Annotated in this window: 7 protein-coding genes; 5 read left to right on the forward strand and 2 right to left on the reverse strand. The window is 47.2% G+C overall.

The genetic code is table 11. The annotated features are described in order from the left end of the window. Positions 1 to 120 precede the first annotated feature (120 nt). Positions 121 to 594, reverse strand: a complete 474-nt coding sequence (locus tag CXK86_RS15030; protein WP_101313981.1) for an SET domain-containing protein — start codon at positions 592 to 594, stop codon at positions 121 to 123. A 319-nt stretch (positions 595 to 913) separates the two neighbouring features. Here CXK86_RS15030 and CXK86_RS15035 point away from each other — a divergent pair, with 319 nt between their 5' ends. Together CXK86_RS15035 and CXK86_RS15040 are read left to right on the forward strand one after the other, a co-directional pair. Continuing rightward, positions 914 to 2,470, forward strand: coding sequence for an ABC-F family ATP-binding cassette domain-containing protein (locus CXK86_RS15035; protein ID WP_017688769.1), 1,557 nt, complete (start codon positions 914 to 916; stop codon positions 2,468 to 2,470). Between the two features lie 453 nt (positions 2,471 to 2,923). After that, positions 2,924 to 8,149: an S-layer homology domain-containing protein gene (locus CXK86_RS15040; protein ID WP_076249510.1), complete on the forward strand. Its 5,226-nt coding sequence runs from the start codon at positions 2,924 to 2,926 to the stop codon at positions 8,147 to 8,149. Between the two features lie 192 nt (positions 8,150 to 8,341). Here the strand turns inward: CXK86_RS15040 and CXK86_RS15045 are convergent, their stop codons facing one another. Next, positions 8,342 to 8,902, reverse strand: coding sequence for an NAD(P)H oxidoreductase (locus CXK86_RS15045; protein WP_036670680.1), 561 nt, complete (start codon positions 8,900 to 8,902; stop codon positions 8,342 to 8,344). A gap of 190 nt (positions 8,903 to 9,092) precedes the next feature. Between CXK86_RS15045 and CXK86_RS15050 the strand changes: the two genes are divergently transcribed. From CXK86_RS15050 to cysI, 3 genes are all read left to right on the forward strand, one after another. Beyond that, entirely contained in the window at positions 9,093 to 9,470 is a 378-nt protein-coding gene (locus CXK86_RS15050) for a winged helix-turn-helix transcriptional regulator (protein ID WP_076249952.1), read from the forward strand. A gap of 219 nt (positions 9,471 to 9,689) precedes the next feature. Beyond that, the gene (locus CXK86_RS15055) at positions 9,690 to 11,525 is read left to right on the forward strand and encodes an assimilatory sulfite reductase (NADPH) flavoprotein subunit (protein ID WP_076249509.1); all 1,836 of its coding nucleotides are present in this window, start codon (positions 9,690 to 9,692) and stop codon (positions 11,523 to 11,525) included. A gap of 53 nt (positions 11,526 to 11,578) precedes the next feature. Next, positions 11,579 to 13,300 carry an assimilatory sulfite reductase (NADPH) hemoprotein subunit gene (gene cysI / locus CXK86_RS15060; protein ID WP_076249508.1) on the forward strand — a complete coding sequence of 574 codons (1,722 nt, stop codon included), beginning with the start codon at positions 11,579 to 11,581 and terminating at the stop codon, positions 13,298 to 13,300. Positions 13,301 to 13,571 lie beyond the last annotated feature (271 nt).

The raw sequence follows: 13,571 nt of genomic DNA on the forward strand, positions 1-13,571 counted from the left end.
TGTTGTTTAAACTTTGGACTGTGAAAAGTCTCCAGTTACTCATTTCATCATTCACCGGGGTCAGTGAGTTCTTTTCGCACATACAATAGAGTGCTTGCGAACTTTACTTGAGTTTAACGTTTATTTACTCGGGTCCGTATCCAGGGACTGGGGTTCAGTCTCTTTTTCACCCTCATCATCATTGGACTTATTGAACTCCAGCATACGCTCCTCGTAATCGTCCAGGAACCATAACGGGTCCATACTGTCTTCCTCACCGTTGTAATTGATCACGATTTCTTCGCCAGCTTTGATGTCTGTATAAGCGTAGAAGTCAAAGGTATGGTTATCAAAATTGATATCATAAGTAGCGTTAGGTTCATAGGAGTGGTTGATCAGACTGCCATAGCCGAGCAGAATGGCGGTATGATTCGCCCCATATTCGAACACGTAATCTTCCAAAATCGTTTTTTCGACATGCTCATGATCTTCATTTGGGTAAGGCACAACGGGTGCCTGATGGATAAGCGTTCCTTTGGCAATATCAACGGTAGCAAATACCCCGCGGTTAAACTCACCACCATCACCCAACTTGGATTGTTTCACTTCAATCATAATCTTCACCTGATGCTCTTCGAAGAGCTCCGTTCTATATAATAGTAATTCGTTAAGGCAAAATTTTAACCCATACTTTCATATAAGGCAAATTTCAGACAAAAAGGTGCAATATTTTTTAATAGGGCGTTGAGTTGTGCAGGATATAACGCTTATAATATACAAAGGAGCATTTTGCATAAATCCCCTGAGCGTCTTCCAATCAGCAAGATATAGATCGAAATGATTTTGTTCGTCTATATCTTGTACCCGTGAGCGGTAGGATTCGAATTATGCAAAATGCTGAAAGAATTAAGTCTATATAGAAAAGGTGTCATGAATGAGTATATTAAATGTAGAAAAATTAAGTCACGGTTTTGGTGACCGTGCTATCTTTAACGACGTTTCATTCCGCCTCTTGAAGGGCGAACATATTGGTCTGATCGGGGCCAATGGTGAAGGTAAATCCACCTTCATGAACATTATTACAGGAAAACTTCAGCCGGATGAAGGCAAGGTGGAGTGGTCCAAACGGATGCGTGTTGGTTATCTGGACCAGCATGCTGTATTGAACAAAGGCCAATCAATCCGTGACGTACTTCGCGGCGCGTTCCAGTATTTGTTTGACATGGAACAGGAAATGAATGATATGTATGGCAAAATGGGCGATGTTACCCCGGAGGAACTTGAACAACTTCTTGAAGACGTGGGTACGATTCAGGATACGCTGACAAACCAGGATTTCTACATGATCGATGCCAAAGTGGATGAAACCGCACGTGGTCTGGGTCTGACGGATATCGGTCTGGACAAAGACGTTAATGACCTGAGTGGTGGACAGCGTACCAAAGTACTGCTTGCCAAGTTGCTGCTGGAAAAACCCGATATTTTGCTGCTGGATGAGCCTACGAACTACTTGGATGAATTGCATATCGAATGGTTAAAACGTTATTTGCAGGAATATGAGAATGCATTTATCCTCATTTCTCACGATATTCCGTTCCTGAACAGTGTTATCAACTTGATCTATCACATGGAGAACCAGAATCTAACTCGTTATGTGGGCGATTATGATCACTTCCAGGAAGTGCATGAGATGAGAAAACAGCAGCTGGAGTCGGCTTACAAGCGCCAACAACAAGAGATTGCTGACCTCAAGGATTTTGTAGCGCGGAACAAAGCAAGTGTTGCTACACGTAATATGGCGATGTCCAGACAGAAGAAACTCGACAAGATGGATGTCATCGAGATCGCCAAGGAGAAACCGAAACCGCAGTTCAACTTCCGTGATGCAAGAACATCCGGCAAGCTCATTTTCGAAACCAAAGGTCTTGTAATTGGATACAACGAACCGTTGTCCAGACCACTGGATCTGCGTATGGAGCGCGGACAGAAGATTGCCCTTGTTGGTGCGAACGGAATCGGTAAAACAACTCTGATGCGCAGTATTCTGGGTGAAATTCAAGCTCTGGAAGGAACCGTTCAACGAGGTGAACATCTGGAGATTGGTTACTTCCAGCAAGAGATGAAGGATGCCAACTACAATACATGTATTGAAGAGATCTGGCAGGAGTTCCCTTCCTATACCCAATTCGAGGTGCGTGCTGCACTTGCAAAATGTGGTTTGACTACAAAACACATTGAGAGCAAGGTAGCTGTACTAAGTGGTGGTGAGAAGGCCAAAGTGCGTCTCTGTAAGCTCATCAATAACGAAACGAACCTGCTAGTACTCGATGAGCCGACGAACCATCTGGACGTAGATGCCAAGGAAGAGTTGAAACGTGCGCTCAAGGCTTACAAAGGCAGTATTCTTCTAATCTCCCACGAACCGGAATTCTACCGTGATGTCGTTACGGAGACGTGGAACTGTGAGTCGTGGACAACAAAAGTATTCTAAATAGAGGTTGTTCAAAAAGTCCGCTTTTGATTACGAATCATGTGCGAGCTTGCGAACAAGCTCGAAGCGTGAGAAAAGGCGCGAATTTTGCTTGCAAAACAGGCAGAACTCGCGCCTTTTTTACGTGGTTTTAACGAAAAATGTTTGAACCCAATTCACAGTTGACAGCTTGAATAAGGCAATAATATAATTCAGGAAAGCGATTACATTTATATATTAAAAACCTGTTTCACTGCATAGGGGCAAAGAAAACACGGTATTCCGTATGGGTATCATTGCACTTAGAAGGGAAGACGGGTCTTTTTTTGCACTCCAATGAAACCGGTTTCATTAAAATAAGGAGGTGGACAAAAGCTCGTTACTGACCACTGGTTGCTGAGTATAGGCTGAACAACAACATCGCGCATACAAGAACCATGCTTTCATCTTTCACGCCAAAGGAGAGAATGAACATTGGATAAACTCAGGAAACCCATGATATTTATGTTATCAGCAACACTTGCGCTGTCTTCGGGACCGTTGATGCTACCGAGTAAGGCGTATGCCGATCTGAGCAGTATACCCACCACATTGTTGCAGGACGATTTTTCGGATGGGAATTACACGGAATCACCCGCGTGGAATGTAAGCTCGGGCAACTGGGAAGTCTTTGCTGACCCGACAGATGCGTCCAACTCCACGCTTATCCAGAGCGATACCAATGAAGGCATCATCTCTACTGGAGACTCCATCTCGGACATGACCGTGTCCATGCGCTTTTACACGGGAGCCGGTCAGGGATATCCGGGAATATTGCCGCGGTTTCAGGATAAGAGCAACTTTTACTATTTTCAAATGCAAGTTCCTAGCAATAAACTCGTTTTCTCCAAACGGGTGAACGGATCAGACACAACTTTGAAAACGGTGGACTATGCATTTGCCAAAAACACATGGTACACACTCAAAGTGGTGTTATCAGGTACCACCATTCGCGGGTATATCGCGGAAAACGGCTCCGATCGGTTGGTATTTGATCTGGTCGATACTACATACGGGTCAGGTACCGTGGGCATTCGGAATAAGTGGCAGTCGGTACATGCAGATGACGTGATCATTGCCGAGCAACCGCCTGGGAACGATATTCAGCTCTCTATTGCTGAGCAGACAGCTTCTTCGGTTTCACTGCAATGGTCTGAAATCGCGGGAGCATCAGCCTATCGCTTGTACCGTTCCTCTACGCCTGAAGGCGGTTATTCCCTGGTAACCAATACCGGGACTATGGGACACACGGATGAAGGATTAAGCGGGGATACGGTGTATTATTACAGGCTCGCTTATGAATACGGAGGCCTAACCGAATCATTATGGACTGCTCCGCTGGAAGTTCGGACGACAGCCGCAGCACCACAGGCTCCGGGCGAATTAAAGGCCGAAGCACTCAATGCCACGAGTGTGAAGCTATCTTGGCCCGCCGTGGACAAGTCAACTGGTTATCGCGTGGTTCGGGCCGAATCTGGCAGTGAGCAATACGAGCAGATATACGAAGGGAAAGGGCTCACATTCACGGATAATGCACTTGAGCCGGGCACCAGCTACAGCTATCGCGTAACAGCCTATAACGCAGCTGGTGAGTCAGCATTCACTGTTGCAGAAGCCACGACATACTCCATTGACTCTCCAGCAGAGTTCGCTGCCACAGCTGTGACGGACACATCAATCTCTCTGGGGTGGAATGTCTTGCCTGGATCTGATGTAACGTATATCGTGTCCCGTTCAACCAGTGCTACGGGTACGTATCAGCAGGTCTATAGTGGCAATGAAAACACGTTTAACGATAGCGGTCTGACGATGGGCACAGGATATTTTTACATCATTCAGGCGACCGTGGACGGCGTAACTTCTCCAGCATCCGCACCGCTGGGTGTTGCCACAGTTCGCACAAGCATTACACCAGGGCAATTGTGGCCAGATCTGGACGGGAAGCCGATTGATGCTCATGGGGCTGGCTTTTTCTATGATGAACAGACGGAGACCTATTACTGGTATGGCGAATATCATAAGGGCGGCTGGCCAGCTGTTGGAGTGCGTGTGTATTCATCCAAGGATCTGATGAATTGGAAGGATGAAGGCATGGCTTTAACAACACTTCAATCCATGGATGATTTTGACAATGACCCGTTGATCTCCAAATTGTATGCGGGGCGTGAAGACCGCGTGGATATCTGGGCAGATATCCGCAAAGGACGGATTATTGAACGACCAAAGGTCATCTACAACGACAAAACGAAGAAATACGTGATGTGGGCCCACATGGATGGCGACAAAGACCCCTATAACGATAATGCGAATTATGGTAAGGCGCGGGCCGGTTATGCGATCAGCGACTCTCCAACAGGGCCTTTTGTGTATCAGAAGAGTTACCGGATGGACAGAGCTCCCGAAGGGGAGAAAGATTTCTTCCCAACCGATAAGGGTATGGCACGTGATATGACGTTGTTCAAGGACGATGACGGCACTGGCTATCTGATCTACTCCAGTGAGGAAAACCTGACGCTCTATATCTCCAAACTGAATGAAGACTACAGTGACGTAACAGGGTGGCATAAGGAAGGACGAACGGATGACAAAGGCAATCCGGTACGAGATTCCACCTATCAGGCGGAATACGGCGTCGATTACGTGCGTGTGTTCCCGGGAGGGCAACGCGAAGCACCGGCGATGTTCAAGTATCAGGGGAAATATTATATTTTGACTTCCGGAGCTTCTGGCTGGGCCCCTAACGAAAACAAAGTGACGGTGGCGGACAACATCTTTGGCCCGTGGTCAACGCAGACCAATCCGTTCGTGCGCACGTTGCCAACCGATCCTGATCCAGGCAAGGCATTTGGCACACAGACGACTTCTGTCATACCGGTTGATCCGGAAAAAGGCAAATTCATTTACGTGGGGGATACGTGGAATGGTGGCAATTTCTCGAATGATGCTGCAAAATACGTGTTCTTGCCAATTGAGTTTGGAATAGGCTCCGACATCGCGATCAAGTGGTATAACAGCTGGACACCTGATCTGCTGAATTCGATGGGCAAGGTTGATATTGCTGATCCGTTGCCAGAAGCCGTGGCGCTAGGCAAAGTCCCATCCCTGCCAACAACATTGAATGTGCGCGAGGGTGGAGCACTGGTATCAACGCCAGCAGTATGGACGATTGATAACCGGGCCATGACGGCAGAAGATTTTGCTAAGCCAGGACCGCTCACATTACAGGTAACCACACCGGAATATAACAACAAAAAGCAGGCAGTTCACGTAAACGTCATTCCGGAGAATACACTCTATTTTGTGAACAGCGGAGGTTACGAAACGGCTGATTATAGCCTCATGGGTGCTTATATGAAAGGAACGCTTGCCAACCCGGGAACGCCCGATCAGATGTACGCTCAGGCTGAGGGACGTAATTGGGGTTATGTCAGCGCAGATGCACTGGCATCCGGTTCGAATGGCGGGGATATATTCTCGACCGTACGTTATCTGAACGGTGGAAATGTCAGCAATTCTCCTAAAGGCACGGACTTAACCTATAGATTTGATGTGCCAAACGGGACATACGATGTGTACGCCGGATTCAACGATCCGTGGAGCAATACATCGCGCAGAGCGAATTTAATCATCAATGGCACCAATACCGGTGCAGTTACTTTTACGCCTGCCAACGTTAGAGCCCAGAAAGGCATCAGCGTGTCGGACAACAAGCTGGAGTTGACCGTGCGCAATACGGCATCGCAGGACCCGATGATTAGCTGGATTATGATCGTTAAACCTGACGCCGCTCCACCTGCAAATGATAGTGCTGGTCTTAATCCTGATGCGTTGAATTCAACGAGCGCAACGCTTCACTGGGATGCTCATCTTGGTACAGCAAGCTACAAGCTCTACCGCTCAGATCGTGAGCAAGGTGAGTATAAGGTGGTTTACAGTGGCAATGGACGGAAGTACACGGACAGTGAACTGAACCCCGGCACGGAATATTATTACAAAGTGGAAGCTTTTGATGCGACGGGGCAATCCTTGAGAGGTGTATCTTCCGCTTATCAGGTGCACACGGCTCAGCAGAGCGCTGCCGATGTAGCTACAGGCATCACAGCATTGGAACAGCCTTCCGCAGGTGCAAAAAAACTGAAGTTACCATCCGTGCCGCAAGGTTTCACGGTGAAGATCGCTTCCAGTTCGGTACCGTCGGTCATTCAAACCGATGGAACGATTGTCCCACCATCCAAGGAAACAACAGTAACACTGGAGTTGGAAATTACTCGAACTTCTGACGACAGTAGAGCCCTGACTATACCGTTGACAGTGAAGGTGCCAGCATCTGTTCCTTCCCCTGGAGGCACGGACCCTGGTTCGGGTGGTAATTCAGGTGGCAATTCCGGTGGAAATCCAGGAAATGGTTCTGGTTCATCCAGCAATGGTGGACAATCCGGAAGTGGTAACTCAAGTGCAGAGAATGCGGTACCACAACCTAAACCGGAGAAGGACCGTTCTGTTCTGGAGTTGCAGGGACAGTCTGATCAGAAGGGTGTAGTGCAGTCCAACGTGGATGTTTCAACGATTAAAGATGCTTTTAAAGTTGCCCCCTTAACAGATGCGGGTCAGCGCTTGGTCGAACTTCGGCTGAAGCCGGTTTCGGGAGCAACGGTATATGAAGTATCTCTGCCTGCCTCTGCGTTAATAGATCAGGGTGAGTCACATGTGTTCAACATTGTTACAGAGCTGGGAATGTTGGAGCTTCCTGCGACACTGTTAATGAAGGATATCGTTGGTGATGGGATTGCATCAATCCGATTGGTCAGAACGGAGCTGTCAAAAACAGTCTCAGATCAGCTTGGCACGCAATATGGAGTCCAGCTTGAACTTCAACTGGATGGTCAACCATGGCCATCGGAAAGCCAGTTAATACTTCGTCTGCCTTTCCAATCCTCACAAAATGCTCAGCAGGATCGGATTGTAGCATTTGCCATTGGAGCGAACGGTGTGGCAACCCCATTGCCGCAAAGTTACTACGATCAAAAAAGCGGGCAACTTGTATTTTCCGTCACATCACTCACAGGAAATTATGCTGTTGTGTCTGTGGAGCAGACATTCGCAGATCTTGCAGAAGTGCAGTGGGCCAAGAAAGCAATGGAGGCTTTGGCTGTCCGAGGTGTAATTGATGCTGAGGCAAGCGGTGATTCCACGCAGTTACATCCAAAAGAGGAGATGACCCGCGGCCAATACATGCAATGGTTGATGACTGCGCTGGGTTTGAATGCTGCATCCGGGAATGCGTTCTCTGATGTAAACGAAAATGCTCCGTACTACGAAGCAGTTACAGCTGCGCGTTCGCTAGGTATCACGAGTGGTACCGGTGACGGGCGCTTCTTGCCAGAGTCCACGATCACTCGTCAAGAGATGATGACGTTGACAGTGAGGGCACTTGCGGTGGCTGGACTGGTTGACTCTGAGACGGCTGTAACAGATAACCTTACTCGTTTCCGCGACGCTTCCGAGATTCGCTCCTATGCCCGGGATAGTGTGGCATTACTTGTGAATCTGGGCATCGCCCACGGGTACAACGGTGAGGTGAAACCACTTGCCGAATCGACCCGAGCCGAATCGGCTACGTTGTTATATGCGATGATGAGCAAACTGGTATGGAAGAAATGATGTTACACCAGAATCGTAGCGTGTGAAAAAGAAGGCTTACTTTGACCTGGAACCCAGGTTGGAGTAAGCCTTCTTGATTGTACGCCCATCATGGGCGAAAAGTCAGTTACCCAAGGAACGAGTAACCTCCTATCGTTTTGCAGTTGTTATCTGTAATATCTGCGAATTGTTATTTGTAATATTTGCAAATTGTTAATTGTAATGTTTGCCGATTTGATATGCTTGCTCCAGCAAGCTTTCGATATGTTCTTTGGATTCTGAAATGGTTTCATAGAGGAATTCGACTCGGGATTCCTGCATTCTCGCATAGCCTGCGATCCCATTATTTAGATAGTTGGAAATCATGTTGTAATAGTCGTATTTATGGAATGAAGCCTCCGTTCCCCCAGCTAGTGCAATCCACAGTGCCTTTTTGGAGTTTGCCTTGTTCAGCAGCCCCATGTTCCATACCTTGTCCAGATAAGCTTTGAGCATGGAGGGAACGTTGTACCACCAGATCGGGAAAACAAATACAATGGCATCAGCCGCAAGCACACGATCCAGCTCTTTGCGAATCACAGGAGCATGCTGTTTATCGGGATTTTGCCAGTCTCGCTCATCTTCTACACGATATAGGGGATCGAATCCGTCATGATATAGATCGAGGATATCGATTTCATGGGAATTCTCCTGCATACCTTCTATAAAACGATTCATCACGGCAAATGTTAGGGAATCCTGTCTTGGGTGAGTAACGACCAGTTTAACTTTCATGTAGGAGTAACCATCCTTTTTTCTTTTTTATTTTGGTTAAACATTCTGACCAATGTTATTATAAGTTTCATGACATCTTATTGAGAAGTACGCACCTGAGAGTGCTGTAGATACCTTGGGGTTCTTCGGTTACTTTTAATAACGGATATACATATATGTGAATTATGGGGGAGTACAAGTGGAACAAGAAATGAAAAAATATGAGAGTGGTGTGCAGGCGATGCTGGAACTGGTCGGTGGAAAATGGAGGATTCTTATTCTGCATCAGCTGATATCAGGTAAAAAACGAACAAGCGAACTTCGCAGAGCTATTCCAGGCATTACCCAGAAGGTCTTAACCCAGCAGCTGCGTGAACTGGAAAAGAATGAAATCATCCATCGGATCATTCATCCCCAGATTCCGCCCAAGGTAGAGTATGAGATGACAGAGTACGGCTTGACACTGCAGGACATCATTGACCGCATATGTCTATGGGGAGAGAATCACTTGGACAAAGTATACGGAGATAAAAGCAGAGTGCTGGGAAATCATTTTAGTGACTATATTCCACTTTCAACTTCAACTTGAGCTGGCTGCCAAATTTAAAAATATAACAAAACCGTCCTTGATTTAAAAAGGAGGGTTTTTGTTGTTTTTTGTCCTTTATCAGCGAAACTGATAAATGCTATAAAATCATTGAAATTGACCCTCAACACCCGGTGTGTTAGGTTTTAGAGAGAAGAAATTAAATTAATGTGATGATTTTAGTCGGAATTAAAATCGAAGCAATGCGCGAGGTGGCAAACAGTGGAACTTCAAGTGACAAACAGCCCTTTTAATCAAGAACAAGTTGAACTGCTTAATCGTCTTATTCCTACATTGACCGATGGACAACGTACTTGGTTGAGCGGATATATTGCAGCAATTCAGGCAAGCGCGACAATAGCGGCTCCAGCTAACCTGGTACAGGCTGCACCAGCTACAGGTATTGCACCTGTCAGTGCTCCGCCAGTATCCCGGGAAGTTACCGTGCTTTTTGGTTCACAAACCGGGAATTCCAGTGGCCTATCGAAAAAGCTGGCCAAGAAACTTGAAGAGCAAGGTCTTCAGGTAACGTTGTCATCGATGGGAGATTTCAAACCGAACGGACTCAAGAAAATTGAAAATCTCCTCATCATCGTCAGTACGCATGGCGAAGGCGAACCACCGGATAATGCGATTCCGCTGCATGAATTCCTGAACAGCAAACGGGCTCCGAAGCTTGAAGGACTTCGTTACTCGGTGTTGGCTCTCGGAGATACCTCCTATGAGTTCTTTTGTCAGACAGGTAAGGACTTCGATAAACGATTGCAGGAGTTGGGTGGTACAGCCCTTGTACCACGCGTTGACTGTGATGTTGATTTTGATGAAGCAGCTGCAGAGTGGATGAATGAAGTACTGGCATCCTTAAGCAGTACATCTGCTACTGCGAGTACGGTAACCACGGAGGCTGTTACAGCTGCGGTGAGCGGCGGGGAATCCGAATATGATCGCACGAATCCATTCAAGGCTGAAGTGTTGGAGAATCTCAATCTGAATGGCAGAGGATCGGACCGTGAAACACGCCACATTGAGTTGTCTTTGGAAGGTTCCAGCCTGGATTACGAGCCAGGTGACAGCCTTGGGGTATTCCCTGAGAATCATCCGCGCCTTGTAGATGAATTGATTGCAGCCATGGGATGGAATGCCGATGAACGTGTGACCGTGAATAAAAACGGCGATCAGGCATCTGTGCAAGAAGCGTTGCTGCGTTATTTTGAAATTACAGCTGTGACGAAACCGGTCGTGGAACAACTTGCGAAACTGAATCCTGGGAGTGGCCTGACAGCGTTACTCGCAGATGATTCCGAATTCCGCACGGTCATGAATAGCTGTGATCTGCTGGATCTGGTTCATGATTATAATCTGAAAGGGATTCCTGCCGGAGAATTTGTAGCTGCTCTTCGCAAAATTCCGGCACGTCTATACTCCATAGCGAGTAGTTCGAAGTCTTTCCCGGATGAAGTTCATCTTACTGTTCGTTCGGTACGTTATGAAGCACGTGGCAGAGAACGTTACGGTGTATGCTCGGTACATCTGGCTGAACGAATCGAAGCTGGCGACACCTTGCCTGTATATATACAGCATAACCCGAATTTTAAGCTACCTGAGAACCCGGATACACCGATCATCATGGTTGGCCCAGGTACAGGTGTGGCGCCGTTCAGATCTTTCCTTGGTGAGCGTGAAGAAACAGGAGCAGAGGGCAAGACATGGCTGTTCTACGGAGATCAGCATTTCGCCACGGACTTCTTGTACCAGACGGAATGGCAACGTTGGCTCAAAGATGGTGTGCTCACGAAGATGGATGTAGCCTTTTCACGTGATACGGAACAGAAAGTGTATGTACAACATCGCATGCTGGAACACAGCAAAGAACTGTACCAGTGGCTTCAGGAAGGTGCAAGCGTATATATCTGTGGTGACGAGAAAAAAATGGCACATGATGTGCATGCTGCGCTCACCACGATTCTTGTACAAGAAGGCGGTTTATCGCCTGAGCAGGCATCGGAATATCTGACACGGTTACAGCAGGAGAAACGTTATCAGCGGGACGTCTATTAATCACCGGCCCAGCCGGATTGCACCATCCCGCAGAGACGAGAGGAGAAAGCAGCATGGTTTATAATAACTTACTTAACCCACAGCGCACGAATAGCGATGTGGAAGATATAAAGATCAAAAGTGATTACTTGCGCGGAAGTCTGACCGAAACGTTGGCTGATCGTATCACGGGGGCTATTCCAGAGGACGACAACCGTCTGATGAAACACCACGGTAGTTATATGCAGGATGACCGTGACCTGCGTAATGAGCGTCACAAATCCAAGCTGGAGCCTGCATACCAATTCATGTTACGTGTGCGTGCTTCCGGTGGGATTGTAACCCCGGAGCAGTGGTTGATGATGGATCGGGTAGCGCATAAATATGCGAATGAGACGATTCGTCTGACTACACGTCAGTCTTTCCAACTGCATGGCGTACTGAAGTGGGATCTTAAAAACACCATTCGCGAAGTGAACGATTCGTTGTTAAGCACACTGGCTGCATGTGGTGACGTAAACCGTAACGTGATGTGTAACCCGAATCCGAATCAATCTGATGTGCATGCTGAAGTGTATGAGTGGGCATGTCAGGTGAGCAATCATCTGGACCCTCGGACCCGGGCTTATCATGAGCTGTGGCTGGACGGAGAGAAAGTGGTTGATTCCCAGGACTCGGACGAAGAAGTTGAGCCAATCTATGGCAAAGTGTATTTGCCACGGAAGTTCAAAATCGGTATTGCTGTACCACCATCCAATGATGTGGACGTCTATTCACAGGATCTTGGCTTTATTGCTATTGTGGAGAACGGCAAGTTGCAAGGCTTCAACGTTTCCGTAGGAGGCGGCATGGGGATGTCTCATGGTGACGCCAAAACCTATCCTCAGGTGTCCAAAGTCATTGGTTTCTGTACGCCGGAGCAAATGATTGATGTTGCAGAGAAAACAGTTATGATTCAGCGTGATTATGGAGATCGTGCAGTTCGTAAACATGCTCGTTTCAAATATACGCTGGATGATCGTGGTGTGGAGTGGTTTGTCGAAGAGCTGACCAGCCGTCTGGGATGGAAACTGGATGCGGCACGCCCGTATCATTTTGAGACTAACGGAGATCGATATGGTTGGGTAAAAGGTAATAATGGCAGATGGCACTACACGCTGTTCATTCAGAATGGTCGTGTAAAGGATGTTGATGGATATCCTCTCATGACGGGTTTACGTGAAATTGCCAAAGTGCATACGGGTGATTTCCGTCTGACTGCGAACCAAAATCTAATCATCGGTAATATTAGCGGCCAGAAAAAGAAAAAGATTGAAGCACTCATTCAGCAATATAACCTGACTGATGGTGCACATTACTCAGCGCTGCGCAGAAGTTCAATGGCTTGTGTTGCGTTTCCGACCTGCGGCCTTGCGATGGCTGAGTCCGAACGTTACTTGCCGTCCCTGATCGACAAACTGGAGCCTGTACTCGACGAAGCCGGGCTGAGAGACGAAGAAATTGTCATTCGGATGACCGGCTGCCCGAACGGATGCGCAAGACCTATGCTGGCAGAGATTTCATTTATCGGTAAAGCACCTGGGAAATACAATATGTATCTCGGTGGCAGCTTCACCGGACATCGCTTGAATAAGCTGTATAAAGAAAACATTGGCGAAACTGAGATTCTGGACACGTTAACTCCAATGGTGAATCAGTATGCCAAGGAGCGCAATGAAGGGGAACATTTCGGAGACTTTGTCATTCGTGCGGGTTATGTTCCTGAAGTGTTGGATGGTCGACAATTTCACGCTTAATTGACCGGGTAAGATAACTGAAATTAGGACTGATTTAGGGCGGAAGCATTCCTTTATGGGGTGCTTCTTGTCTGCTATATATGGAGTGAATAGAGGTAACGTTAGTTGCTGCTGAGAGATTTATAAGAGGATAAACTGAGGTTAATCTTCAAATGGAGATGGATAATCACCGCAGTTATTCCCATTATTTCGTGTGTATTAACTTGTTGAAGTACGCTCAACAAGATATAATGGCATAGTAGAAAGCAGATTAAATGTTGAAAGTGAGCGG

It is taken from the genome of Paenibacillus sp. BGI2013, from assembly GCF_002843485.1.
GTDB lineage: Bacteria > Bacillota > Bacilli > Paenibacillales > Paenibacillaceae > Paenibacillus > Paenibacillus amylolyticus.